This is a genomic window from Rhizobium sp. Leaf371 (assembly GCF_001424045.1).
Lineage (GTDB): Bacteria > Pseudomonadota > Alphaproteobacteria > Rhizobiales > Rhizobiaceae > Ferranicluibacter.
In genome coordinates this window covers 415,101-440,933 of sequence record NZ_LMQB01000024.1, presented here as the reverse complement: position 1 = coordinate 440,933, position 25,833 = coordinate 415,101, and the positions used below count along the sequence as shown (strand labels likewise).

At 64.5% G+C, this 25,833-nt stretch carries 23 protein-coding genes; 6 read left to right on the top strand and 17 right to left on the bottom strand.

Features of this window, described 5'->3' with window-relative positions:
* Positions 1-79: 79 nt before the first annotated feature.
* From malQ to ASG39_RS23925, 5 genes are all read right to left on the bottom strand, one after another.
* The gene (malQ, locus tag ASG39_RS16130) at positions 80-1,936 is read right to left on the bottom strand and encodes a 4-alpha-glucanotransferase (protein ID WP_062595958.1); all 1,857 of its coding nucleotides are present in this window, start codon (positions 1,934-1,936) and stop codon (positions 80-82) included.
* Between the two features lie 184 nt (positions 1,937-2,120).
* A complete protein-coding gene (locus tag ASG39_RS16125) occupies positions 2,121-2,309 on the bottom strand; it encodes a hypothetical protein (RefSeq protein ID WP_062595957.1) in 189 nt (62 codons plus the stop codon).
* A 62-nt stretch (positions 2,310-2,371) separates the two neighbouring features.
* Positions 2,372-2,554 carry a hypothetical protein gene (locus ASG39_RS16120; protein ID WP_062475557.1) on the bottom strand — a complete coding sequence of 61 codons (183 nt, stop codon included), beginning with the start codon at positions 2,552-2,554 and terminating at the stop codon, positions 2,372-2,374.
* Between the two features lie 8 nt (positions 2,555-2,562).
* A complete protein-coding gene (locus ASG39_RS16115) occupies positions 2,563-2,802 on the bottom strand; it encodes a hypothetical protein (RefSeq protein WP_062475554.1) in 240 nt (79 codons plus the stop codon).
* Positions 2,765-2,974 (bottom strand): hypothetical protein, encoded by a 210-nt coding sequence (locus tag ASG39_RS23925; RefSeq protein ID WP_156468160.1) that lies wholly within the window; start codon positions 2,972-2,974, stop codon positions 2,765-2,767. Before ASG39_RS23925 ends, ASG39_RS16115 begins: the two co-directional genes overlap by 38 nt.
* 95 nt (positions 2,975-3,069) lie before the next feature.
* Between ASG39_RS23925 and ASG39_RS16110 the strand changes: the two genes are divergently transcribed.
* Positions 3,070-3,591 carry a DNA starvation/stationary phase protection protein gene (locus tag ASG39_RS16110; RefSeq protein WP_062595956.1) on the top strand — a complete coding sequence of 174 codons (522 nt, stop codon included), beginning with the start codon at positions 3,070-3,072 and terminating at the stop codon, positions 3,589-3,591.
* 90 nt (positions 3,592-3,681) lie between these two features.
* On the opposite strand, the gene rfbA is transcribed toward ASG39_RS16110, so the two are convergent.
* The 4 genes from rfbA to rfbC are packed head-to-tail and all read right to left on the bottom strand — an operon-like array spanning position 3,682 to position 7,132.
* Positions 3,682-4,557, bottom strand: coding sequence for a glucose-1-phosphate thymidylyltransferase RfbA (gene rfbA / locus ASG39_RS16105; RefSeq protein ID WP_062595955.1), 876 nt, complete (start codon positions 4,555-4,557; stop codon positions 3,682-3,684).
* A 19-nt stretch (positions 4,558-4,576) separates the two neighbouring features.
* Positions 4,577-5,461 carry a dTDP-4-dehydrorhamnose reductase gene (gene rfbD / locus ASG39_RS16100; protein WP_062596029.1) on the bottom strand — a complete coding sequence of 295 codons (885 nt, stop codon included), beginning with the start codon at positions 5,459-5,461 and terminating at the stop codon, positions 4,577-4,579.
* A gap of 5 nt (positions 5,462-5,466) precedes the next feature.
* On the bottom strand, positions 5,467-6,531 hold the full coding sequence (gene rfbB, locus ASG39_RS16095) for a dTDP-glucose 4,6-dehydratase (protein ID WP_062595954.1): 1,065 nt from the start codon (positions 6,529-6,531) through the stop codon (positions 5,467-5,469).
* 22 nt (positions 6,532-6,553) lie between these two features.
* On the bottom strand, positions 6,554-7,132 hold the full coding sequence (gene rfbC / locus ASG39_RS16090; RefSeq protein WP_062595953.1) for a dTDP-4-dehydrorhamnose 3,5-epimerase: 579 nt from the start codon (positions 7,130-7,132) through the stop codon (positions 6,554-6,556).
* A 380-nt stretch (positions 7,133-7,512) separates the two neighbouring features.
* On the opposite strand from rfbC, the gene ASG39_RS16085 reads away from it, so the two are divergent.
* The 3 genes from ASG39_RS16085 (at position 7,513) to ASG39_RS16075 (ending at position 12,257) form a co-directional block, all read left to right on the top strand.
* Positions 7,513-9,315, top strand: a complete 1,803-nt coding sequence (locus ASG39_RS16085; RefSeq protein WP_244481249.1) for an ABC transporter ATP-binding protein/permease — start codon at positions 7,513-7,515, stop codon at positions 9,313-9,315.
* Positions 9,316-9,434: 119 nt separating this feature from the next.
* Positions 9,435-10,316 (top strand): glycosyltransferase family A protein, encoded by an 882-nt coding sequence (locus ASG39_RS16080; protein WP_062595951.1) that lies wholly within the window; start codon positions 9,435-9,437, stop codon positions 10,314-10,316.
* Positions 10,317-10,451: 135 nt separating this feature from the next.
* Positions 10,452-12,257 (top strand): alpha/beta hydrolase, encoded by a 1,806-nt coding sequence (locus tag ASG39_RS16075; RefSeq protein ID WP_062595950.1) that lies wholly within the window; start codon positions 10,452-10,454, stop codon positions 12,255-12,257.
* Positions 12,258-12,308: 51 nt separating this feature from the next.
* Here the strand turns inward: ASG39_RS16075 and ASG39_RS16070 are convergent, their stop codons facing one another.
* Genes ASG39_RS16070 through ASG39_RS16050 form a run of 5 tightly spaced genes read right to left on the bottom strand, consistent with a single transcriptional unit; the run spans position 12,309 to position 18,137 of the window.
* A complete protein-coding gene (locus ASG39_RS16070) occupies positions 12,309-14,774 on the bottom strand; it encodes a glycoside hydrolase family 2 protein (RefSeq protein ID WP_062595949.1) in 2,466 nt (821 codons plus the stop codon).
* Positions 14,775-14,816: 42 nt separating this feature from the next.
* A complete protein-coding gene (locus ASG39_RS16065) occupies positions 14,817-15,785 on the bottom strand; it encodes a DUF1839 family protein (protein WP_062595948.1) in 969 nt (322 codons plus the stop codon).
* A 7-nt stretch (positions 15,786-15,792) separates the two neighbouring features.
* Complete coding sequence (locus ASG39_RS16060) at positions 15,793-16,701, bottom strand: amino acid--[acyl-carrier-protein] ligase (protein WP_062595947.1); 909 nt, start codon at positions 16,699-16,701, stop codon at positions 15,793-15,795.
* 6 nt (positions 16,702-16,707) lie between these two features.
* A complete protein-coding gene (locus tag ASG39_RS16055) occupies positions 16,708-17,889 on the bottom strand; it encodes an acyl-CoA dehydrogenase family protein (protein WP_062595946.1) in 1,182 nt (393 codons plus the stop codon).
* Positions 17,889-18,137, bottom strand: a complete 249-nt coding sequence (locus ASG39_RS16050; RefSeq protein WP_062595945.1) for an acyl carrier protein — start codon at positions 18,135-18,137, stop codon at positions 17,889-17,891. The genes ASG39_RS16055 and ASG39_RS16050 overlap by 1 nt, the downstream gene beginning before the upstream one ends.
* Positions 18,138-18,461: 324 nt before the next feature.
* Here ASG39_RS16050 and ASG39_RS16045 point away from each other — a divergent pair, with 324 nt between their 5' ends.
* Both ASG39_RS16045 and ASG39_RS16040 read left to right on the top strand, forming a co-directional pair.
* Positions 18,462-20,552 (top strand): GumC family protein, encoded by a 2,091-nt coding sequence (locus ASG39_RS16045; protein ID WP_062595944.1) that lies wholly within the window; start codon positions 18,462-18,464, stop codon positions 20,550-20,552.
* Complete coding sequence (locus ASG39_RS16040; RefSeq protein ID WP_062595943.1) at positions 20,552-21,844, top strand: hypothetical protein; 1,293 nt, start codon at positions 20,552-20,554, stop codon at positions 21,842-21,844. Before ASG39_RS16045 ends, ASG39_RS16040 begins: the two co-directional genes overlap by 1 nt.
* Here the strand turns inward: ASG39_RS16040 and ASG39_RS16035 are convergent.
* Genes ASG39_RS16035 through ASG39_RS16025 form a run of 3 tightly spaced genes read right to left on the bottom strand, consistent with a single transcriptional unit; the run spans position 21,831 to position 25,698 of the window.
* Positions 21,831-22,898 carry a glycoside hydrolase family 5 protein gene (locus ASG39_RS16035; RefSeq protein WP_082477292.1) on the bottom strand — a complete coding sequence of 356 codons (1,068 nt, stop codon included), beginning with the start codon at positions 22,896-22,898 and terminating at the stop codon, positions 21,831-21,833. The genes ASG39_RS16040 and ASG39_RS16035 overlap by 14 nt on opposite strands.
* A gap of 11 nt (positions 22,899-22,909) precedes the next feature.
* The gene (locus tag ASG39_RS16030; protein ID WP_062596027.1) at positions 22,910-24,097 is read right to left on the bottom strand and encodes a glycosyltransferase family 4 protein; all 1,188 of its coding nucleotides are present in this window, start codon (positions 24,095-24,097) and stop codon (positions 22,910-22,912) included.
* A 26-nt stretch (positions 24,098-24,123) separates the two neighbouring features.
* A complete protein-coding gene (locus ASG39_RS16025) occupies positions 24,124-25,698 on the bottom strand; it encodes a flippase (RefSeq protein ID WP_062595942.1) in 1,575 nt (524 codons plus the stop codon).
* Positions 25,699-25,833 lie beyond the last annotated feature (135 nt).

Sequence of the window (25,833 nt, the reverse complement as noted above, 5' to 3'; positions counted from 1 at the left end):
CCTTCCAAGCCCCGAGCTTGTTCCACGTCGTCTTGCCGAACATGGCAAACGACGGCGCCGCTCGCGTGCGAAATGCCGGCTACGATCGCGGCCGTTCCTCTTCCATGACCGTGGAAATGGCGAGGAGAAGCGGTGCTTCCGACAAGGCTTCGAGCGTACCGGATAGCTTAGGCTTCCAGTTCGGATAGCTGTCGCTCGTTCCCGGAATATTCGTCGGATTCGTCTCGCCGGTCATGTCGGCAAGGCGCACGGCTGCCAGCGCCGAAGCGGTTTTCGCGATGAAGCGGTGGGCATCGACGACAAGCCCTGTCAGGGCCTGATCGGGCGCAGAGCCGGATGGAAGGCGCGTCGGCTGCTCGATGCCGGCCTCGTCCAGTGCGCGGGCAAGGTCCTTCCGCTCGGCTTTCCGCTCTTCCTGGTGGGCCTGCGTGATATCGGGCGGCAGGATGCCGTGGTCGGCACGGGTGGCGATGTCGGCGCCACGCCACCAGCCGGCCATGGTCTGGTGATCATGGGTGGAGATGCAGGCAAGCGATAGCGCCGGATAGGCCTCCGCCGGCTTGAAGCCGTCCTCCGTCCGCTCGTAGGACAGGATGCGGTAGGAAAGGATGCGTGCTTCCGTGAGGTCGTCCTGCAGTCCGTCCGGGAGCACGCCGAGATCTTCGCCGATGACGAGGCATTCGTGCTGTCTGGATGTTTGCGAGAGAATGTCGAGGAGATCCTTCTCCGGATAGGCGACATAGGCGCCGCCATCCGGCTTGAGATCGAGCGGCACGAGGAACAGGCGGCGGAGGGCTGCGGCGTGATCGATGCGAATGGCGCCGGCATAGCGCATGGCTGCGACCACCATACGCTGATAAGGCGAAGGATCGCCGCTGGCGATGGCGGCCGGCTGAAAGGCGGCGAGATGCCAGTCCTGGCCGTCTGCGGCGAAGGGGTCCGGCGGGCTGCCGACGGTCGCGCTGGAAACATAGAGATCGCGCTCGCCCCAGGTCGCCGCACCGTCGAGCGCTTCGCCGACGGCGAGATCGAGATAGAGGCCGATCCGCATGCCTGCGGCTTTCGCCGCTTTCGCTGCGCCATGGAGCTGGCAATGCGCCAGCCATTGCAGCCACATATGGAAGCGGATCTCGTCCTCATGAGCATGCGCGAATGCCACGACATCCGGGCTCTCGGGGTCCTTGAAACGCTCCGGCCAGCCATGCCACCCGGCGCCGAGCCCGCGATCGGACATGGTGGACGACAGAGCTTCGAACAGGGCGTGCAGACGCAGAGGGGTGCCCTCGCGGTCGATGAAGTCCTCGAAAGTCTCCGGTCCGGTTTCGTCGGTCTTTTCCGGCGCCCATTCGGTCCAGATATTGCGCAGCGCCTCAAGCTTCAGGCTGCAGACGCCGACGTAATCGACCAGCGGCGTCTCTCTCAGGCCGGCTGCCCTGCGCTCGATTTCAGGGTCGGCTTCATATCCCGGAACGAGATCGACGGCGATATAGAGAGGGTTGAGGCGCTGTCGGCTGGAGGGCTCATAGGGGCTGCAGCGATCGGGATCGGCCAGAAACGGGGCGTGCAGCGGGGTCAGTCCGATGAAGTCGGCGCCGAGCGGGCCGAAGAGGTGTGCGACGTCGCAGAGATCCTGAAAATCGCCGATGCCCCAATTGCGCGACGAGCGCAGGCCGTAGGGTTCCAGGGTGACCCCCCAGACGCGGTTGTTTTGAAGGAAGGGCGGAAGGTAGGATGCAGGCAGGGGCTCTGACGGGGCGGATCTTTGCTTCGACGCCGTCATGCCCGATGGCGCGGCGCTGTCGGGATCGACGTTCAATGCTGCGAGGATCTTCGTCTTCGTCTCGGTGGAGACCGTGACATCATGTCCGTCGGGGCTCGGTCGCGTTTCGCCGATACCGTGCCGGCGTGCAAACTCGTCGATCGTCTCTCGCGTCATGGATGTCGTCGCCTCTCGCGGAAGTCCTGATAGGGTGTGAGGGAGACCTATGGCGGTCCGACCGGATGGCAAACGGCGACCGGGTGTTTTGGAAGGCCTGTTGCCGGGTCGCTTTGTCGCGGCGGCGGAGCCTGCGCGAACCGCACGCCCGTGCGATCACAGGCTCCTCCGTTGGTGGCCGCGATCAGATCTTTGCCGATTGGCCGGACTGTTTCAGCGAGGCGAAGGTGATGTCGCGCAGATTCGCGTCCAGCCAGCCGCCCATTGCCACCTCTCCGTCGAGATTGGCGCGCAGCGCGGGGGGGCGCATTGGGGAGCCGCCGAGTTCGGCCACCGTGATCTGCGACTTGTAGGCTAAGAGCAGCCAAACCATGGGACGTGCGTTACGTTCCCGAGAGAACGACAGGGCAGGCCATGAGGCCGGCTGAGAAAGCCTCAGTGGCTGGTCGCTGCCTTGGCCTGGCGCATGGCGGCCAGATATTTCTCGCCCGGACGCGAGGCCATGGCGGCGACCTTGATGCGGGTCTGTTCGCGATGGGCCTCGGCCCGCTGACGGGCGGCTTCGCCCTGCGCGATCAGGATCCGGACGCTTTCGCGCAACTCGATCTGCTTATCCATCGCATACCTCATGCTGCTGCGAGATCGGCAACCTCGCCGAACTGGATGATCAGGCGGGGCTCGCTCATGTCGCCGGACTCTTCGTCCACCTTGACGGCATAAGCTGCCACGCCCGGAAAGCGGGCGGACATCGAGGTCGCGATCTTTTCCGCGCTGACCGCGTTCGACGCCTGGCGCATCTCGCCCGGAGCAACGCCGCCACGAACTTTCTTAAAGGGCATGACGATGAACTTTTCTGCTGTTGCCATCTCGATCGTCTCCTGATTTGTTCTCTAAATGTTCTATTTTTTGTCGGAAGTCAAGCGCCGCCGTCAGGTTGTCTTCGGAACCTGGCTCGAAACCCGGCTTGGAACTTTGGCGGCGATCATCCGTTGCAGCTTCGGCATGCCGAAACGGTGTCGGATCGGCATCGCCGCTCATGTGACCGTCGTCCGACCCCGCCGACGACGAGGATGTCGAGAACCGATCCTCCGAGCTCCCAGACCCAGACCCACATCAGACAAGGAACAGAACCCATGGACCAGTCCGTAAAATCGCGCCGCAAGGCTGACCTGAAGACCCCGACAGGACTTTCGCAAGAGGGCGTGAAGGATATTTCCGGCGGTGCATCGGCGCTTCTAGCCGACGTCTTCGCGCTCTATCTGAAGACGAAGAATTTCCACTGGCATATGTCCGGCGCGAATTTTCGGGACTATCATCTGTTGCTCGACGATCACGGCGCCGAATTGCTGGCGATCACCGACCCGCTGGCCGAGCGCGTTCGCAAGCTTGGTGGATCGACCCTGAAGTCGATCGGCGACATTTCGCGCCAGCAGCGGATCAAGGACAACGATGCCGATTTCGTTCATCCGCATGAGATGCTCGCCGAACTGCGCGACGACAATGGCGCTCTGGTGCAGAGCATGCGGGAACTTCACGACGTCTGCGACGAACATAGTGACGTCGCAACCGCGAGCCTGCTCGAAAACTGGATCGACGATGGCGAGAAGCGCGTCTGGTTCCTGTTCGAGATCCTACGGGGCACGAATGCGCGGTAAGGGCTCGAAGCCCTCCGACATGAGAAGGCGCAGGCCTTGCAGCCTGCGCCCCTCATTCCGGATTGTCGGCCACGCCTGGCTGACGGATATTCAGATCCTGCCGTCTTTCAGGCGCGACAGAAGATACTTGCCATAGGTGCTCTTGCCGAGCTTCTTGCCCAGCACTTCCAGCTGGTTGGCGTCGATGAAGCCGTTGAGATAGGCGATCTCTTCCGGGCAGGCGATCTTGAAGCCCTGGCGACGCTCCAGCGTGGCGACGAAGTCACCGGCGTCGAGCAGGCTGTCGGGCGTTCCCGTATCGAGCCACGCATAGCCGCGGCCCATGAGTTCGACATTCAGGTCGCCACGTTCGAGATAGGCCTTGTTGACGTCGGTGATCTCGAGCTCGCCGCGCGGGGAGGGCTTGAGATTGGCTGCGATCTCGATGACGTCGCTGTCGTAGAAATAGAGGCCGGTGACGGCCCAGTTGGACTTCGCCGCCTCGGGCTTCTCCTCGATCGAGAGTGCCTTCATGCTCTTGTCGAACTCGACCACGCCGTAGCGCTCGGGATCGGCGACATGGTAGGCGAACACGGTCGCGCCTTCGGTCCGGGCACTTGCGCGTGCGAAGAGGTCGGTGATGCCGTGGCCGTAAAAGATGTTGTCGCCGAGGATGAGGCAGGACGGATCCGAGCCGACGAAATCCGCGCCGATGATATAGGCCTGCGCAAGACCATCGGGCGAGGGCTGTTCGGCATAGGTGAGGTTGATGCCCCAGGCGCTGCCGTCACCCAGCAGGCGCTGGAAGTTCGGCAGATCGACCGGGGTCGAGATGATCAGAATGTCCTTGACGCCGGCCAGCATCAGCGTGGACAGCGGATAGTAGATCATCGGCTTGTCATAGACAGGCATCAGCTGCTTGGATGTGACGAGCGTCATCGGATGCAGTCGCGTGCCGCTGCCGCCGGCGAGAATAATACCCTTCATCGAAATACTCCTGATAAAATCATGCCTCGAGGATGCGGGCGACGACGATTTCGGTTGCCGGGCGCCAGTCCTGCAGGGTGACGCCGTGGGTGGATGAGAGCTTGCTGCCGTCGAGCCGGGAATTGGCCGGACGCTTCGCCGGCGTCGGATAGGCGCTCGACGGGATGGGGTTGACCGTCGCGGACGGGCCGTCGCGTTCGGCCGACAGGCGGAAGATCTCGGTGGCGAATTCCGCCCAGCTGGCCCGACCGGCATTGGTCAGGTGGAACGTGCCGCGCAAAGCGGCGTCGTCGCTCTTCAGCAGGTTGCCGGCGACGGTAAGAACGGCATCCGCGATGTCGAGCGCCGAGGTCGGGCAGCCCACCTGATCGGCAACCACGTTCATTTCGTCGCGATCGGCTGCGAAGCGCAGCATCGTCTTCACGAAGTTCTTGCCATAGGGGCTGTGCACCCAGGCGGTGCGCAGGATGGCATGGTTCGGCGTGGCCGCCGCCACCGCCTGTTCACCGGCCAGCTTGGAGCGGCCGTAGGCACCGATCGGGGCGACCGGGTCGCTCTCGACATAGGCACCGGTCTTTGTGCCGTCGAACACGTAGTCGGTCGAGATGTGCACGATCGGAATGCCGAGACCGGCTGCCGCCTTCGCCAGAGCACCTGCGGCCTCGCCGTTGATCACCGTGGCGAGCGCTTCCTCGCTTTCGGCCTGGTCCACGGCCGTATAGGCGGCCGCGGAGATGATGATGTCGGGTCGTACCGCCGCAATCGCGGGGCCCAGGGTTTCGGGCGCGGCGAAGTCCACCTCCGGACGCCCGAAGGTGACGATGGCGATATCAGGATGCTCAGCGGCCCGCTCGATGATCGAGCGCACGACCTGCCCCTCCTTGCCGGTGACGAGATACTTCAGGGCCATCACGACGCCTTCGGTTGCGTCTGGATGAGACCGAGGCGGCCGCCGTCATAGCCGTCGCGCAGCGGCTTCCACCACCATTCGTTCTCCAGATACCAGCGCACCGTCTTTTCGATGCCGGTGTCGAAATTCTCGAGCGCTTTCCAGCCCAGTTCCGTTTCCAGGCGCGTCGCATCGATGGCGTAGCGGGCGTCGTGACCCGGACGGTCGGTGACGTGCTCGATCAGCTGGGCATGCGGTGCGCCCTGCGGACGAAGCGTGTCCATGAGTTCGCAGACGCGGTGGACGACGTCGATGTTGCGCCGCTCGTTGCGGCCGCCGACATTGTAGGTCTCGCCGACCTGACCGCGTTCGGCAATCAGATCCAGCGCGCGGGCGTGGTCCTCGACATAGAGCCAGTCGCGGATATTGGCGCCGCTGCCATAGACCGGCAGCTTCTTGCCGTGCATCGCATTGAGGATGATCAGCGGGATCAGCTTTTCCGGGAAATGGTAGGGGCCGTAATTGTTCGAGCAGTTGGAGACGACGATCGGCAGGCCGTAGGTGCGCTGCCAGGCCTTGGCCAAGTGGTCGGACGAGGCCTTGGAGGCCGAATAGGGCGAGCTCGGATCGTAGGGCGTCGTTTCCGTGAAGAGACCTTCGTCGCCGAGCGAGCCATAGACCTCATCGGTGGACACGTGAAGGAAACGAAAGGCGTCCTTCGCGTCGGCGTCCAGCGTGTTCCAATAGGCGCGGGCGGCTTCGAGCATCGTGAAGGTACCGATCACGTTGGTCTGCACGAAGTCGGCCGCACCGGTGATCGAGCGGTCGACATGGCTCTCGGCGGCGAGATGCATCACCCGATCCGGGCGGAACGTGTCGAAGGCTTCCTGGATCGCGCTGCGATCGCAGATATCGGCCTGCAGGAACCTGTGGTTCGCCTGGTTGCTGATGCTGTCGAGAGAGGTCAGCGTGCCTGCATAGGTGAGCTTGTCGATCGTCAGGACCTCGTAGCCCTTTTCGAGGACGAGATAACGAACCACGGCCGAACCGATGAACCCGGCACCTCCGGTAACAATAACGCGCATAATGATCGGTTCCTGACTGGTTTTACGAGTTGGCGTTCGCGCCGGTGTAGATGAAGCTTTCCTTCAGGTCCGCAAGCATCGGCTGAAGAGTGTCCTTCTTCGAGAGAACGGGCGTCTTGGCGACATCGGGCCAGACGATGCCGATGGCCGGATCATCCCAGCGAAGTCCGCGGTCGTGTTCCGCGCTGTAGTAGTCCGTCACCTTGTAGCTGACCTCGGTGGCCGGGACCAGTGTGCAGAAACCATGCGCAAAACCGGCGGGGACCCACAGCTGATGGCCGTTCTGCGCCGTCAGCTCGGCGCCGACATACTGACCATAGGTCGGCGAACCCACGCGGATATCGACTGCGACGTCGTAGATCGCGCCCGCGATGCAGCGCACCAGCTTGCCCTGGGCGCGCGGCTCCAGCTGGAAGTGCAGTCCGCGCACCGTGCCGGCATCTGCCGAAAGCGACTGATTGTCCTGACGGAACTCGACCTTGGCTGCCTGTTCCTCGAACAGGGACTGTCGAAACGTTTCCATGAAGTAGCCCCGGTCGTCACCGATTTTGTTCGGCTTGATCAGGACCACGTCGGAAATCGAGAGGCGCTCAAAATTCATGCGGATTTCCATCTGTCGTTGCTAATATACTTCTATCTGTCGGCGTCACTTGTATCAATCGGACTGTGCATCTTTCAAGACACCCATCCGAAACAGACAGATGCAAGAGATGAGCCATTTCGAAATCGCGCCGATCCAGCCGCGTCTTCGCCCACCAGATGACCATCGAAGACCGGATTGCGCGTTCCGCGTCGCCATGCGGCTGCACTTTTCGACAGCAATGGTCAGCAAGCGGCAAGGTCGCCGCTTCATGGTCGTTTTCCCGTGGGAGAGATTGCGGGCTGCGCTATAGTTTGGCGCGACGTGATTGGAAGAAAGCCGCTGACATGCCGCATCGCAGGGACGCTCGCAACAAGCCGACAGAGGGCAGGAAGGGGCGTGTGACGGAAAGCGCGACCGCTGCCGCGGCAGGGGATCTGGAAGAAGAGCAGTCGCTCGGCCAGCAACTGCGAATGATGCAGCAGGCCTTCGTCGCTTCGCCGTCGCGGCGGATCATCCTTCTTCTGGCTGCCGGCCTTCTCACCGTCATCATTGCCATTGCCATCGGTCAGATCTTCCTCAACCGATGGTACAAGCCATTCTACGACACGCTGGAGCGGCGCGACCTGCCGGCCTTCCTCAGCCAATTCGTCGTCTTCGGTCAGATCGCCGGCGTGATCCTCGTGCTCAACGTCATCCAGACCTGGCTCGGTCAATGGATCAAGATCAAGTTGCGGGAGGGCCTGACGCGGGACCTGATCACAGAATGGATGAAGCCGACGCGGGCCTTTCGTCTTGCCAATGCCGGCTCGCTCGGCATCAACCCGGACCAGCGCATCCATGAGGATGCACGACATCTGACGGACCTGACGGCCGGGCTCGGCATCGGGCTCGTCCAGTCCGGCATTCTTCTCGTCAGCTTCATCGGCGTGCTCTGGTCGCTTTCTGCCGGTTTCGTTTTCCGGTTCGAGGGCTATTCCATCGCCATTCCCGGCTACATGGTCTGGGCCGCCATTCTTTACGCCGGCGTCGCCTCCTGGCTGAGCTGGCTGGTCGGGCGGCCGCTTGTGAAGCTGAACGGCGAGCACTACCAGCGCGAGGCGGCGCTGCGCTTCTCGCTCATGCGCGTCAACGAGCATATCGAGGCTGTCTCGCTCTCGGGCGGGGAGGCGAACGAGAAACGCCGGATCGAGCGCGATCTCGCCTCCGTCCTGGAGATCAGCCGTGGCCTGATGTTTGCGATGACGCGCCTCACCTGGGTCACGGCGGGCTATGGCTGGGTCACGGTGATCGCACCGATCGTCATCGCCGCGCCGGTCTTCTTCGCCGGAAATCTGTCCTTCGGCGGACTGATGATGGCCGTCGGCGCCTTCAACCAAGTGCATGCTTCGCTGCGATGGTTCGTCGATAACATCGAGGCCGTGGCCGACTGGCGCGCGACCCTCCTGCGGGTCTCGGCCTTCCGCTCGGCCATGCTGATGACCGACGACCGCTACGAGAACGACAAGCGGATCGTCTATGCCGAGCCGAATGCCGGCAGCATCGTCATGGACGATCTCGCGGTGGCGTCGCCCTCCGGCAGCGTCAAGCTTGCCGATGCGCATGTCGAGATCAAGCCGGGAGACCGGGTGCTGATCACGGCAAGGACCGATGTCGACAAGAGTTCGTTCTTCCGCGCAGTCACCGGTCTCTGGCCCTGGGGCCGCGGGCGGCTTGCGCTGCCGCCGCAGGACAGCATGGCGTTCATCCCGCGCGCGCCCTATTTCCCGCCGGGAAGCGTGGCGGAAACCCTGATCCATCCGGCAGCATCCGACCGTTTCCCGCGCGAGCAGCTTGCATCCGTGCTGACGCGTCTCGGGCTCGATCGTTTCGTCGCTGCGCTCGATCAGTCGCTGCAGTCTCAGGTGAAGCCGACGGAGGCGGAGTTGCGTCTGCTCGCCATCGCCCGGCTCGGCCTCCACAAGCCGCGGTGGATCGTCATCGAGGAGGTGCTCGATACGCTCGATCCGGAAACCTATCAGCGCGTCGTCACCTTCTTCACGGTGGAGACGGCGAAAGCCGCGATCGTCAATATCGGCCGGATGCAGCCGAACGATGGGTTCTTCAAGCGCGTGCTGCATCTCGAAAACGATCCCGGTGGCAAGACGTTGAAGCGACTTCAGCCGCACAGCCTGCGGACGCGCGGGACGCATCGGGACGGTTGACGGGCTTTTTCGCGCGCCATTAAGGGGACATTGGCGAATTCGCGTTATGCCGGAACGAGGGACCCGAAAGGGCAAACGTCACGGTATCCGCGTCTCTGGCGGATCGGGGGAGGCTCGACGTGGAAGGACCGCTGCAGCATCGCTTCTCCCTCGTGGTCGCCACCCTCGGGCGCGTCGAGGAGATCGAGCGGCTTCTGGTCTCCCTCGTTGCGCAGCAGCGTCGGGATCTCGAAGTGCTGTTCGTCGATCAGAATGGCGATGAACGGCTTGCGCCGCTGCTGGCGCGGTTCTCCAGCGATATCGACATCGTTCACATCCGCTCGACCGAGACGGGTGTCTGTCGCGCGAGAAACCGCGGTGCGACCGCTGCCCGCGGCGCATGGCTGATGTTTCCGGACGACGACTGCTGGTATCCCATCGATTTCTTCCGGTCTCTGGACACCCTGATCGCTTCGGTGCCGGCAGATATCTATAGCGGCCGCCCGACGGACGAGGATGGCCGGACGATCATGGGGCGGTTCGCCGGGGATAGCGTGACGCTGACCCGGGACACGGTCTGGGACACGCTGATGGAGTGGATCGTCGTGGTGCGACGTCCGGTGTTCGAGCGCGCAGGCGGGTTCGATATGGCTCTCGGGCCGGGGTCGGGCACGATCTGGGGCGCGCACGAGATCCAGGACATGGTGCTGAAATGCCTGGAGACGGGGGCGACCGGGCGGTATTTTCCGACGCTGAACGCCCATCATCCCGAAGATCACGGCGATCGGCGCACGCTCGACCATGCGCAGAAGATGTATCGATATGGCGCCGGGCTCGGTTATGTGCTCCGCCGCCATGGCTATGCGATGAGACGCGTTCTGCCGGAATTGCTACGCCCGCTCGCAGGGATCGTCGTCCACGGGTTGAAACGCGATTGGGCCATGGCGCGCCGATCGCGGCATCTCTTTCTCGGGCGCCTGCAAGGATGGCGCACGGCACCGCCCCGAAAGGCCGAGCGATAGGCGGTTTTCGAGCCCATCCGTCCCTCGATTTGACGAGGCAAGATCTCGATGAGCGGGATCGAATATTAACCGGGTTTCGCCTAGACTGCCGAGCCCCGCACGGATGTGCATCCAATCAACGGAACCGAACGCGCAATGTCTGCCGCCAGCTTGGATACCATCCGGATACCGCACCCTGCAGGCCGGCCCGTTACGTTCGAAAACACCGTCGGCCTTTTCACACCGGCGCAAGGTGCGGTCACGCGTGCGGCGGTGCTGTTCGTCAGCCCGTGGGGACTGGAAGAACTGTGCGTGCACCAGGCCTGGCGCGAGCTTGCCGACAGCCTTTCGGCTGCCGGTATTGCCAGTCTGCGCTACGATCATCCCGGCACGGGCGATGCGTTGGATGTTTCCGAGCCCTCGGGCCTCGATCCCTTCGTGACGACGGCGATGGCCGCGGCGGGATGCCTGCGCGATCTCGTCGGGTTCGACCATCTGGTGGTGGTGACGCAGGGGTTCGGTGCCTTGCCGGTCTCAGCGCTGCTGCAGGCGCAGGGCTCCATGTTGCCACCAGCAGGCGTCGCTTTTCTCGCGCCCGTCACCAACGGGCGACGCTATCTGCGCGAGCTTTCGCTCTGGTCCAAGGTCGTCGACGAAGCGCTGGGTCTGCCACAGGGAAGCGGCGGATCGGGCACGTCCATTGCCGGGCTGGTCATGGAGGTGAGCGTTGCCGCCGCGGTGCGCCGTGCGGATGCCAAAGCCTTCAAGCCTTCCGCATCGACACGCTTTTTCATCGCGGAACGCGCGCAATCCGACACCGACGCTGCCTTGTCCCTCCAGTTGCAGGACGCGGGCGCGGATGTCACCCGCGTGGATTTCGAGGGCTATTCCAACCTCGTATCGAACCCGATCATCGCGGAGACGCCGGTTGCGGTCTTCAAGGCGCTGACCGCGTGGATCCTCGGCCTCGATCTCCCCACCGCAACCTTGGGGCAGGGACAGGGGCAGGGGCAGGGCGGACCGTCTTCCGGCGTCCTCGACGGCGGAGACTTCATGGAATGTCCCATGCGGTTCGGTGCCGGAGACCGGCTGTTCGGCATCCTCTGCACCCCGGCGCATTCCATTCCCACGGGCACGGCCTTGCTGCTCGGCACCGGCTACGACCGGCAGTCCGGCTGGGCCCGATCGACCGTGGAGACCGCGCGGATGCTGGCGTCTTCCGGCATCGCGTCGTTCCGCTTCGACGCCGCCGGCGTCGCCGATAGCCCTCCGGTGCCGGACGGAGCGCGACAGGTGCTCTATTCGCCGGGCCAGATCGCCGATGCGCGCGCAGCGCTCGATCGCATCGAGGCCATCGGTCTGCCCGATCCCGTCGTCGTCGGCCGATGCAGCGGCGCCTATCTCGCCTTCAACGCGGCACTGGCCGATCCACGCTGCCGCGGCGTGATCGCGATCAACATCCTGACCTTTGCCTGGGACCCCCGCGACGATGTCGACCAGATGGTCCGCTACAATCCTCGCTCGCTCGCGGACTACAAGCGGCGCGCCTTCCGCGTGGAGACCGCCTACAGGCTAATCTCCGGCAAGATCGACGTCCCGCGCGCGGCCGGCAATATCGTGAAGATCGTCGTGCGCCGCGTCTTTCGGACGGCGGCGCCGGTCATGGGATCGCTGTCCATCGACGCAAGGCTTCGCAAGGCCGTACACCGCGCATTCCGCCAGCTGTGCGAACGTCATGTGCCGATCTTGCTCGTCTATAGCGTCGGCGATATCGGACTGGCGCGGCTGAGGCAGCATTTCGGCCGGGAGGGCAAGCTGCTCGCACGCTATCCGAACGTCTCCCGCCTCATGCTGCCGGATGCAGACCACAATGTGACGCCGCCTGCCGCGCGCGCTCTGTTGCGCGAGCACATCCGCGATGCGATCCTCGCCATCACGTCCCCGAAGCGCAAGGCATCCTGAGCGATCCGGTCTTTGCGACCGTCGATCCAACGACCGGCGATCCCTTCCCTCTCAGACGTGAACGGTGAGGGCGCTGCCGATGGCGGAGATCTCGCCGGTGGGGCGCTCCGGTCTATTCGTCTGCGGGACCAGGTCGATGCGCCGCGCCGCGCCGGGGGCGAGGTGGAACCAGTTGTCGGACGGCAGAAAGCCGGGACAATCGATGTGGACCGACTGAGCGAAACGGTCGGTCGCGATGTCGAGTGCGAAGCCACCCGAACTCTCAACAAGAGCGGCGGTCAGCGTCGCATCGTGAAGGGCGGCCCGGCGGCCGAGCGGGAAGTGGAAGGCATCGGCGATCCATGCGTTGGTTTCCGCCAAGACGAGGCGTGCCTCGGTAACGTCATGCTGCGGGCCGGCGAAACGATAGGCATAAGTCGTATCGAAAAACGCGCCGAACAGGTCGGTTGCCGCAAGACGCAACCTCGATCTCGGCGCAAGCACGGTTTCATGCCGGCCGGAGACGACGGTCTGGCGTCCGCCGCGCCGGCAGGTCAGTTCCAGTCGCACGGGGAGAGCGTGGGCCGTGTCGTTGATGAGGTGGATGTCGAGACCGTTTGTTCCCTCATCGAGGAGAAGAACCTGGACAGGGCGGAAGGCGCGGCGGACGGCGTGCCAGACGGGCTTTGGCAGACCCGTCGCATCGATGAGCCCCCAGCCGGCTCCGGCCAGAAGGTCCTGGAGCTTCCAGACGAGCGCGCCGCCGCAGTCTGATCCCGCCCGCCGCCACTCCGAAAAGGTCGCCTCGACCACCTCGCCGGTCACCGCTTGGGACAGGTCGAGATAGCGTGCGGGGTCCTCCCGCCGCAGCCGCGCGGGGTCGAGGTCGTAGAGACGGCCGAGATAGTGGTCGCGCGTGTCCTCGAAGTCCCAGGACGCATCGCGATCCCGGGGAACGCGCGCCTTCCAGCGGGGATCGTGGACCGGGGCGACCGGCAGATGCGCGGCGAGGGTCACTTGCTCCGGCACGTTGGAAAAGGCGAGGCACTCCGCCGCAAAGCTCACATTTGCGCGGCGCGCATCCTCCAGCGGTCGCTCATAGGCGCCGACGCCGTAGTAATGCCCGACGCCTGCGTTCGGAGAGAAAGGCTGCGCCCCACCGAAGGGGGAATTGGGGATATAGGCGATGTCGGGGCGCTGGTCCGCGACGATGCCGGGAAGGATCGCCTCGGTCAGCGGGCCGGCCCAGACACGCTCTGCAAGGCCCATCATCGCCGCCTGCTGATACATCTCGCTGCCGCCGCAGAAGACGACGAGCGACGGCGAGGCCTGCGTCGCCCGCAGCAGCGTCTCCACCTCGTCTTCGAGTGCGGCGGTAAAGGCCTCGTCCTCGGCCGGATAGTCGAAATTGGCGAGCATCGCGTCCTGCCAGACCATCAGGCCGAGTTCGTCGCAGAGCGAGAAGAAGGCCTTCGTCTCATAGGTCATGGTTCCGCCGATGCGGATCATGTTCATGTTGGCCTCGGCCGCGAGATGCAGCCAGGGCGCATAGGCCTTTCGGTCTCCCGGCAGTGCAACGATGTCCGCATTGGTCCAGACGGCGCCGCGGCAGAAGATGCCGATGCCGTTGATCTTCAGCGCGAAACGCGTGCCATCGGCACCGCGGTCGATCTCCACCCGCCGGAAGCCGGTGCGGCCGAGACCGATGCGATCTCCGTCGAAGAGAAGCTCGACGTCATGGAGCAACGGCTCGCCATGGCTACGCGGCCACCAGGGGGCAATACCGGGCAGATCGAGCGTCGCCTTCGCATGGCCGTTCTCGATCGTGACGGCTGTCTCATGGCCGCCGCAACGGAGCCGCATGGACTGCGTTGCCGTCGTTTCGAAGCGAACCGTGAGGTGGCCCGTGCCGTCGGCATCGAGCGACGCGGCCATGTCCACGGCACGGACGGAATGCTGTTCCGGGCGCAGGAGCGTTACCGGGCGATAGGGCCCGGCCGCTTGGATCTCCGGGCACCAGCCGGGCATGTAGCCGAGCGCGGTGGTCCGCACGCCGCGCAGGCCCGCAGGCACGATCATCTTGGTCCGCCAGCGGGCGCGCTTCAGCTTGCGCGACAGATGCGGCAGAAGGGCGCGGCAGCAGATGGCGAGGCGATCGCCGCTGCCGGTCAGGCGGACGGGGACGTCGTGGCGCGTGAACATGCTGTGCGACGACAGAATCTTCTCGCCGTTGAGGAAGACGTCGGCGACGGTTGCGAGCCCCTCGAAGCGCAGAAGGGCGTCTCCCGGCGCCTCGTCGGCGATGATCGTGAAGAACCAGGCATCCTGCCCGTTCAGCGGCTCTGGCGTCGTGCGGTCGAAAAGGCCTGCCGCTTCCAGCGCTCCGGCCACGGTGCCGGGAACGATGGCGGATATGCCGTCGTCGTCCGCTAAATCCGATGGGTCGGCATGCAGGTCCGGCGGCGTCAGGACGAGGCGCCAGCCTTGCGTCAGGGTGCGTTCATTCACGAGACGGAGGCGGGCGGGAAGCGGTGTCATGATGGCCTGCGGTTTCCTGTCTCTCGGCGTGTCGATGCGGGGTCAGGCGAGCTTGCCCGCTAGCCCCTGCATCAGCGTGTCCCAGGCGTCTGCCGCGGGTGCGAGCGTTCCTGCCAGCGCGTCGAACTTCTTGCGGTTGACGGCGCGCGCGACCTGGAACTGCACGGTCTTGCCGACTTCGGAGATTTTCGTCGCAGCCTGACGTTCGGTCTCATAGCGACCGTCGGTCGCGATCCAGCCGAGATGGGTGGCCAGCAGTTCGTAATTCGCACCGAACTGGCGAAGCGTGTTGAAGGCGTATTTGTGGAAGAAATCGAAGTCGCGGTCGGCCAGAGCCTCGACCTGCGCCGGGAACACGGCGGCAAACGCCCGAAACGGGTTCTCGCGCGGCCGGCGGGCAAAATGGAATGCGAGCAGCGCCTCTGCTTTTTGCCGGATATGCGCCTCGTCCGGCAGCACGGTCGGCAGCTTGGCAAACTCGGTATAGGGCAGAAGCGGCACTGCAGTGGGCGGGCTCAGCGTCTGGAACAGGCCGTCGAAATCGTCGCCTTCCAGATGGAAGAAGCCGCCATTGTGAAAATAGTCGAGGCTGCGGCCGGCCGTGTCCAGCCGGTTGATGCCGATCGTCGTCTTGCCATGCTCGCGGCCGTAGGCGACACCTGCGGTGTCGGGCATGAAGAAGCTGTCCATTTCGACCAGGCAGAGACGGCCGCGGGCGATCTGGGTTTCCAGATGCCGCTCGACCTTGTCGAAGATGGCCAGTTCCGTGCAGGTGATGCCGTAGAGCGCTTCGAGGTCTTCCAGCGGCACCTTGAAGAAGGTGAACTGGTCGCCTTCGAAATCCTGCGTCAGCGTAAAGCCGAGCATGGCTTCCGGCGGCAGGCCGAGCGTGTTCAGGACCTCGATCCAGAGATCGATATAGCAGTTGGTCTCCGGCCACATGCGCTCCCTGTCGTGGAGCGCATGCGGGCGATAGGTCTCGGGCGCGAGGCCGGGGAAGACGGCTTGCATTTTCTGATCAGCCCCAGAGCGTCTTGCGGACGTCCGCCGGCCATTCGTTGACGTCGAGGCCGTGATGCTTGAACAGCGCGAGCGCGATACGCTCGAGACCGAAGCCGACGCAGGCGGTATGCGCCGTTTCGCCGTCTTCCGTCGTCAGGCCCCAGGTTTTGCCGAAATGATCCTGATGGTAGTTGAAGCTCATGCAGGCGGTCGGGCCGGCATTGGCGTTGACAGGGATCAGCAGCTCGAACTTGAGGTTCTGGTTGCGCTGGTTGTTCTTGTACATTTTCCCGGCGCGACCGAAGAAGGGATCGTTGGCGACGTCGATCTCGACGGGCAGGCCGACCGATTCCATCAGCTTGGTGCCGCGCTCCATCCAATCCTGGCGGAAGGCGACGACATCCGCGGGCTTGCCCATGCGAACATATTCGCGCATGCGGAACAGCTGCATACGGGTCGGCTCTTTCGAGGGCTCATGACGGAAGCAATAGGACTGCAGGTCGAACAGACCGCCGCCGGCCGGCAGGGCGCCGCGCTTGGCGATCGTCGGGTAAAGCGGATAGCAGGCGGCGGGCGTCAGGACGATATCGGTCGCCTGCTGCTGTCCGGTCCAGTCCTTGCCTTCCTCCATGCAGGTGAGCAGGCTGACATGGTCGAGCTCGCAACCGCAGAAGGAATGGATGGTGCCGGCCAGCTGCGGAAAGCTCTTCATGTAGCCCGAGCCTTCGAAATGGGCGCGGTTCATGCCGGGCGGGAAGCGGATCGCCTCCGGCTTGTCGACGCCGCCGAGACCGTCGATGACGGCTTCGAAGCGGGTGATGACGTCTTCGAACACGCCGCTGCGGCCGTAGAGCCCGTCGACACCGGTATCGATGAGGAGGCCGGCCGCGAACAGCCGGTCAAGCAAGGAAAGCTGCATATCCATGGTCCGTTACCCCAGAAGGTTGGTTTCGATCTTGTTGACGAGAAGCATGTTCGACGTGTTGGCGAGAATGCGGTCGTTGGAAATCATCAGCTGCGCAGACTGGGCGTCGCGCAGGTGGCGTCCGAGCGAGAACGGGGTGCCGTTCTTGTAGCCCATGATGCCGGTGATCTGCATGGCGTGGTCGATGATCTCGGGCACGGTCTTGGAGACGGCGAGCTTGACGTTGTTCATCGCGACGGAGAAGCCCATGGAGGAGAGCAGCTCCGGCTCGACGAGAGCCGCCTCGTAGCGGGCCAGGCCGGCGGTGACGTTGGCGCGGACCTGTTGCAGGAGGCTCGACGCCTCCGCGAGATGCAGCGCGCCGGGCGGTGTCTGGCCGGGGCTCTTGCGGGCTGCGGCGCGAACGAAGGCCTGTGCCCGGGTCATGGCGTTGACGGCGATGCCATACCAGACGCCGCCCCAGAGCAGGTGCGAGCTTGCCAGCATCGACTGCGCCGCAATCTCGGCGAAGGGCTTCGGCAGGATCTGCTCCTTCGGAGCGACACCTTTGAAAAGGTAGCCTTCCGAACAGGTGCCGCGCATGCCGAGCGTATCCCACTCGTTGGTCCGCTCCAGCGTGTACTGGTCTTTCGTGAAGACCGTCATGACCTGGTCGGTGGTGACGGCATCCGGATGGGCGCGGGAGGTGATGAGGATCGCGTCGGCGTGGCGGCCGTAGGAAATGACCGCCGCATCCTTCTCGAGCCGGCAGCTATCGCCGTCAATTTCGATGGCGCAGATCGAATTGCGCATGTTGCCGCCGATGCCGCCTTCCGTCGTCGCCGAGGCGATGAGAAGCTGTTCATCGACGATGCGGCGCATGAAGCTCTGATGCCAGGGGCTGTCGATGCCGTGGGACACGAGGCTCGACAGCTTGATGTGGTGCATGGCGAAGATCATGGCAGAGGCGGCGCAGGCCTGGCCGAGAACGGTGCAGGCTTCCGCGATCTGCGCGGTCGTCGCGCCCTCACCGCCCAGTTCGATGGGGATCTGGATCGACAGGAGCCGTTCCGAAACCAGAGCATCGACGGCTTCGCGCGGGAAGCGGGCATTGCGATCAACGTCGTCTGCGTGCTGGCCGGCGATGCCCGCCACGCGGCGCGCGCGCTCCAGCAGCGTCGATCCTTGAGCGGTGAGGGAGACGTCCATCAGGCGGCTTCTTTCCCGGCGACCAGCTGGGTGACCGTCTGCTCGATGATCGTGATGGTGGAAAAGGACCGGCGGTTCAGCAGGTTGTCGGGAAACTCGATGTCGAACGTGTCTTCCAGCGCCAGCATCAGCTGGACGGAGCCATGCGACGACATGCCGGCCGCGTAGAGGTCCGCGTCGTCGTCCAGATCGGCTGCCGATGGCAGCGAGGCATATTGGGCAAGCATCTCTCGGATTTGGGTCTTCATGGCATCGCTCCTTCTCAGCGCGGCTTGGGGCATTCGGCTGTGGTGATGCAGACTTACTGGTTGTGGGCTAAAAACGGGCTAAGGAATATAGCTAAAGTTTCCTCAAGCAGGGTCTCATATGGCGCGACCTGCGGACCTGCACGCTTAAGCCCCTGCAATTGCAGTGCTTCGCCTGAATGCCAGCGCCCGCGTTCAGGGCTTGTTAACTATAAGCTGTCAAATCTCAGGACGGAGACCCTCGTGCGGGTGGATCACCGGCCGTCTTGGATCCGGCACGTCTCGACCAAGCGTGTTCGCCGCAACCTGGCGTGGAATGGAAGCCCTATGGACATCGATGTCTTTCAACTTCCGTCGATCGTGATGCGCCGCATCGGCATCGTCATCGTGACGGCGTTGATCTTCGGCGGCCTGGGCTTTGCCTTCGTACTGAGCCAGCCGGCCGTGTTTCGCGCTTCCACGCAGATCCTGCTCGACCCCGAGCGGCTTGCCGCCGTCGGCCAGTCCGCCGGCGACACGGCCGCACCCGCGCAGGCGCAGCAGGCGATCGACAGCCAGATCTATGTCATGCAATCCTTCAGCGTTTTGTCGGAAGCCGCGCGCAAGCTCGAGCTCAAGAACGATCCCTTCTTCCAGGCAAAGGCCGGCCTGATCGGGCGAATTCTCGGGCGGTCTCCTCCGGGCCCCGGCTCCGACGAAGCGGCCGCTGCCGGCGCGGCTGCGGCGCTGGCGCAGAACCTCATCATCACGCGGGCCGACCAGTCGCTGGTCTTCACCATCACGGCACAGCATCCGAATGCGGACCGCGCCGCCGAGATCGCCAACACCGTGTCCGCGATCTACCTCGACAAGGCGAACAAGATCGGGTCCGACAAGAGCCTCAAGGCCAGCATGAGCCTGCAGGTCGAGGCCGAGGCGCTGCGCAAGCGGCTGCTCGAAGCCGAGGACAAGGTCGTAAAATTCCGCACACAGAACGGGCTGATCAGCACCGGCGAAAAGGGTCTGGTGACGGACCAGCAGCTCGAGGATGTCACGCAGCAGCTCGGCAGCGCGCGCGCGGCGCTGGAACAGCAGCAGATCAACTACAATCAGGTGCGGGCTCTCACCACCGGGGATCTCGCCTCGGGTGCGATCCCCGAAGCGCTCCAGCAGACCTCGGTCACGACGTTGCGGACGCGCTATGCGCAGACGCTCGACCGGCTGGCCGAGCTGCAGACCAGCCTCGGCAGCCGCCATCCCCAGCTTCTGACCGCGCAGGCACAGGCCGAAAGCATGCGCCGGGCACTGGAGTCGGAGCTGAAGCGGGTGCAGGACTCGGTGCGCAATACGTTCGAGCGCAGCAAGGCCAATGTCGCGGCGCTCGAAACGCGTTTTGCCGCGCTTCGCAATGCCAATGGCGACAGCGGCGACGCGCGCACGACGCTGGCCCAGCTCCAGAGCGAGGCGGACGCGATCCGCGGCGTCTACACCTCCTTCCTGACGCGGTCGGAAGAATTGAGCCGCCAATACGACATCGGTTCGGGCAATTCGCGCATCATCTCGGAAGCTTTGCCGCCGACGAAGACGACGCGCGCCTCCGCTTTGCTGGTGGCCATCGCCGGCGTCCTGTTCGGGGCTGCCGCCGGTTCGGCCATCGCCGTCGGGCTGGAGATGCTCGATGGTCGCGTGACCTCCGATCGTCAGATCGTCGACATGCTCGGCGTCCCGGTCATCGCGCGCATCGCCCCGCGTCAGACGCTGAAAGCCGGGCCGGCAGACGCCGACGCCGACGCCTGGGATGCCAGCCGGTCCCGCCGCGGGCGCGGTCTGTTCGCGCGGATGCGCGGGCGCTTGCCGATTTCGGATCGGGCGGCTGCCCGATCGCATGCCGCCGAACGCCAGCGCGAAGCCGGCGTTACGCGCGCGGCCTATGTCTTGACCGATGCCGTTGCCGCCGTGCCCGCCCGCATCGTGTTTCTGTCGCCGGGCCTGGAAAAGCCGGACGAGACGCTGGTCGGCGATATCGCGCTCGCGCTCGCCGCGACGGGTGCCGCGGTCGATCTGGCTGCCGCGTCCGTCTCCGCGTCCTCGCCGCTGGCCGGCACGTTGCAGCGTATGCAGACAAGCGGCGTGCCGGCATTCGAGAGCGTCGGCTATCGCCGCCTCGATCGCCATGCCATGCCGCGCCAGCGCAGTCGCGCGTCCGGTTCTCTCCTGTCGGCGGCCGTCCGGCCTGCGCCGGCCGATTTTTCGGTCATCGACGCGACGGGAGAGGAAAATGCCGCGCGGCTGATGGCCTTCGTGAAGGACAGCGATGCGATCGCGATCGTCATCCGGCCCGGACGCGTCGGTCGCTCCGATCTGAAGGATCTCGCGCAGTCGCTCGGGCCGTGGAAGACCAAGCTCGTCGGCGCCGTCGTCGTCGAGGCTGCGGCCTGATGAGCGTCCTGCAGGACGTCTCGGCCCGATACGCCTTGCCGGTCCGCGGCGTGGCGGCAGCGGACGACGATGCCTGGCGGGGCCTCTCTGCGCGTCTTGCGGCCTTCAGCGTCATTGGCGGTCTCGTCTTCAACGCGCTTCTCTGTCTCGTCAATACGCGCGTGATGCGGGTGTCGGACGGACATGTGATGATGTCGGAGATGGTGCTTATCGGCTGCGTCTTCATCGTCGCGCTGGGGCGGCGCACGGCGCCTTACATGCTGCTCGCCGTCTTCATCTCCTACATGCTTTTCCTGTTCACCATGCGCGGCCAGCCCGACCTCAAGGCCGTGCGCGATATCCTCATTCCGATCGGCTTCTATTTCGCCGGCCGGACGCTGCACGACCTCAGGCTCGCCGACCGGCTGGTCTTCATCTCGGCCGCCATCGTGGTCGCCGTCGGTCTGTTCGAATATATGGCGCTCGACGTCTACATCTCCTTCTTCAACGTCATCGGCTATTACCTTGCCCGCGGCAGCGTGACGGTCGATCAGCTCTACGGACAGACGACCGGGCTCTTCATCAGCGGCATGCGGCCGAGCGCGCGCACCATCCTGCCGTTCCTCGGCATGCACCGGGTGTCCTCGGTGTTCCTCGAGCCCGTGTCGGTCGGAAATTTCGGGGCGATCGTCTATGGCTGGTGCCTGTTCCGGCCAACCATGCGCCTGCGGTTCGTGACGCTGTTTCTCGCCCTGACGGTGATCGCCCTCGGAGATGCGCGGTTCGGGCTCTACACCTGCATCCTCATGACGCTGCTTCTGCCGGTCTACCGCTTCATGCCGCGTCTCGCATGGTATGTCCTGCCGTTCATCATGCTGTCGGTGCTGGCCTATTACGGCATTCAGTCGGGAACGCAGGGCGGGCCGAACGATATTGGCGGGCGGTTTCAGGTCACGGCGCATCTCCTGACCTCGCTCGATCTGCGCGTGGTGTTCGGCGCCCAGACGACGACGCAGTTCACGGCGGATTCGGGTCTTGCCTACACGCTCACGAAGTTCGGCCTGTTCGGCTTCATGGGGCTGTGGGGACTGCTCGTCTTCGCGCCGCTGAAGAGCGGCAGGGCTCGCATCTTCCACGGCATGGTCATCGTGTACCTGCTGCTGCTGATGATCATCAGTGATAGCGGCTATTCCATCAAGACGGCGGGTCTGCTGTGGTTCCTGTTCGGCACCATTTCGGTTCTCGACGAGGCCGCGCTCGGGCGCAAGCCGCGAGATGCCTCGCAAGCCGGGCGCGGTCTCAGCGCGGCTTGACGGCGTCGAGCGCCGGGCAGGAGTCCTCCTCGCGGGCCAGTTTGCGCGTCGTCAGGGCTCGCAGCTGCAGCCTGTCGCCGGATTCGGTCGGCTGGACGTTCAACGGTTCGTCCGGCGACCACCAGTCGCCGGCTGCCCAGTAGGTCCAGCCGATCCAGACGTCCTTTGCCTCCGCCATCACGTCGACCATGCGGGCCAGCCCGATCATGCAGTCCGATGTCGCCGATCCGCCGAATTCGCCCAGAAAGCCACGCGTCTTGTTGGCGCGGAACCAGTCGGTCATGGAACGCAGGGCGGCGACCGCGTCGTCACCGCGCGGGCAATCGTCTTTCGTGCCGGAGAAGTCGCCGTCGAGATACTGGTGCACCTCGAACGCCATATTGTTTGCCGTATCCCTGACCTTGATCATCGTCGAGGCATTGGAGGAGCCGCCGATGTCCGCCTGCCAGCTATGCGCGCCCGTCCAGGAGACGCCGGGAACCAGCACGAGGTTCTTCGCGCCCGTCTTGCGGATCGCGGCGATGGCGGCATTGGCCGGCGGAAGCCAGGCGGTGGGGGGCATGTCGAAGGGTTCGTTCATCAGCCCGAAGACCACGCCTTTCTGATTGGCGAAGACCTTGGCGAGACGCGACCAGACATCGGCGAGCGCTGCCTGCGGCACGTCTTTCGTTCCGACGATCTTTTCGTTGTAGCGGGCGTAGTTGTGCAGGTCGAGAATGACGGTCTGCCCGTGCGCGCGCATCGCCTCGACGCTCTCCTTGAGACGGGCGAGTTCCTCGGTGTCGAGCGGACCGTTCAGCCGGCGCTGGATGCGCTCCCAGCGAAACGGAAGGCGGACGGTGTTGAAGCCCTTGCCGGCGAAATAGTCGATCGTTTCCTTGGACGGGTAGGTGTATTCCTTGCCGAAGGTGCCGGGGATGGTACCGAATTCGGCGCCTGCGATATTGACGCCGTTGAAGCAGCCGGCAAGCGCCGGCTGGACCCCGGTCGAGAGGCAGGCTGTCAGCGCGAGCAGACGGGCGGCGCGTCCGGCGAAGGACCGTGTCGATTGCATGATGTCAGTCCTTATCGGGCAGGGGCGGTCGCGTCGAACGATAGGGCAGGGCGGGGTGCCGCGGCAAGGCCGAGCACCGAGCGATAGACGTCGCAATAGCGATCGGCCACGGCATTCCAGCCATAGGCTCTGGCGGCAGACATCAGATCGGCCCGAAGCGCGTCGCCGCGCGTTTCCAGGCGGGCGTAGGCCGCTTCCAGAGCGTCGGCGGTGGCCGAGATGTCGGCGAAGTCGCTGAGCGACAGCTCCGTGTGCCGACCCGCGAGATCGGTGAAGGCGGCGTTGGCGTTGAGCACCGGAAGCAGTCCTGCGCTCATGGCCTCGACGGCCACAAGGCCGAAGCCTTCATAGTCGGAGGCCGAGACGAACAGGGAAGCCTCTGCAAGACGCGTGCGGATTTCGGGATTTGTGAGGCCCTTGTGGAGGGTCACGGCCGTCTCGACGCCCTGCCTGCGCGCCTCGGCCTGCAGCATGTCGACGGTGAGGTCGGAGGGAACACCGATGATGTCGAGGCTCCAGTCCGGGTGGCGGGCCTTCAGCGCGGCCGTCAGTTCGATCAGCAAGGGGAGGCGTTTATTGGCGGAGAACCGGCCGATGGTGACGAGCCGGCGCGTCGGCACGCGGCTCGCGGCATCCTCGAACTTGGCGATATCCACGCCGTTCTCGATGAGGCGGACGCGGCTTCCGGCGATCGGCTCGAAGGTGCGCATATCCGCCTCGCTGCAGCCGATGATCTCGGCATAGCCCTGGGCCGAGCCGCGCGTAATGGTGTTGAACCAGGTTTTCTTCAGAGCTGAAAAGGACTTGGTGTGAAAGAAGCCGCCATGGGTGGTTGCGACCATCGGGCGACGGTGAAGGAAGCGCCCCCAGGAGAGAGCATCGAAGAAGAAGTCGATGGCGTGAACATGGACGAGATCGGCGTCGCGCAAATGCCGGAAAATGGCGGGTGCGACGGGATATCGGGGGGAGCCACGCCAGGGAATGCGGACGATCTCGATGCCGTCGATGGTCTCCTGGTGGGGCAGCCGGCCGCGCTCGGGTTCGGAGAACAGGCTGTCGCAGGTGACGACGCGCACGCGGAAGCCGCGCTCCGGCAGCGAATGGCAGAGATTGGCGACGACGTCTTCGAGGCCGCCGCGATTGGGGAGGAACTGGCGCACGACCTGAACGATCAGGGGTTTTTCGCCATGCGGCGTCATATCGCTGCTCTGTCGCGTCGCCACCGTCAGGCTCCCTGGTTTTCGACGGTCTGCGGCGCACCGACCGCAGGCGGAAAGGTGCGCCCGACGATCGAGGGACTGGTCACGGGCACCGCAGAGCCCGCAGACCGGCGTCGGTTCCATGCGCCCATCGCGACCGCCAGCGTCTGGTTGAAGACCTCCCGTTCCTGAAGGCGCAGGAGGACGATCGCGATCACCATGCTGACGCAGGCGGCGAGGAAGAGGGCCGGGGTCGAGCCCGCGAGAGCAAACTGAAGCACGCCCGCCGCGACGACCAGAACCGCTGACGGAAAAAGTGCGCGGAAAATGCGCCGGGGCATATGGGAGAAGAGAATGAGCAGGCTGCAATCGGCGTAGCCGCGGCAGAGGAAGGCGATGGCGGCGCCGAGAATGCCGAACTGGTGCGTCAGGAGCACCAGCAGCAGGACATAGGGCACCATCTGCGCCACATGGATCTTCGCCGTCATGTCGGGACGACCCTGTCCCTGCAACAGCGTGAAGGGCGCGAAGGTCAAGGCATTCGGCCAGCTGCCCATCAGGAGGACGACGGCGACGGTTCCGGCAATCGCCGTGAAGGATGGGCCCATCCAGAGGTCGAGAAAGGGACGCATGAGAAAGATACCGGCCGCGCAGAGCCCGGCATAGAGGATGCCGCTGACCATCATCGCACGCTCGGAAATGGCGATGGCCTCCGCCCGCGGCAGGCTCGACAGGCGCGGAAACAGCGTGCGCGCGAGCGAGCTGGTAAAGACCTGGCTGCGCATCACGAGGTTCATCGGCACCGAATAATAGGTGACGGCGCTGACGCCGAGCGTCTTGCCGATGATGATCTGGTCGAGCGTATTGAGAACCGGCAGGATGATCGAGGACAGCGTGATCCAGCCGCCATAATTCATCAGGGACCGGACTTTCGCAAACCGGAACCTATCGAAGCGGAAGCCCTGTTCCGTGTAGAGCGCGATCAGCGTCGCCACGACGACGGAGGCCGCGCGGGAGAGGGCGGCGGCCGGAATGATGACCGAGAGATCGGGCGAGATGAGGATGGCACAGAGGACCGGGACGACCTGCCCGACGATCATGCCGCCGATCTGCAGCCCGTTGGCCAAAAGGAAGCGTTCCCGCGATTCGAGGATGCCGATCGAGAAGCCGGAAATCAGAGCGAGCGGCAGAAGACAGGCGATGAACGGCAGCGCCGTGGCGATTTCGGCCTCGAGCTCCGGCGGTACGGTGAAGACGGTGAGCAGCAGGAAATTGCCGGCGAAGTAGAGGAGCACGGCCCCGAGGCTTGCCAGCGCCATGTTGAGGATGAAGGAGGTCGCGACGATTTCGGAGCGTTCCTGCGTGGCGGAAAAGGGAAGGCGCGACAGGGCATTCGTCGAGGCGCGCGACAGGCCGAGGTCGAGAAAGCCGAGATAACCGAGCAGAACCCAGACGATCGACATGACGCCGTAACGGGCATCGCCGATATGGCGCACGAGAATGGGCACCGTCACCAGCGCGATCACGATCGGCGCGATCGCGCCTGCGACGTTGATGGCGAAGTTCACCGATAGCTGCTGCTTGGGCTTTTCCGTCGACATTGGGTCTTCCCGGGTCATTGCCATGATCGAGCCGCATCCCGCCATGTCCACGGCGCGCGGTTCGTCGTTCGTTACGCAGATGTAGAGGTCAAAGACTAATGGATGCTGCAGAGCACACGTCATGTGCGAGAGAGG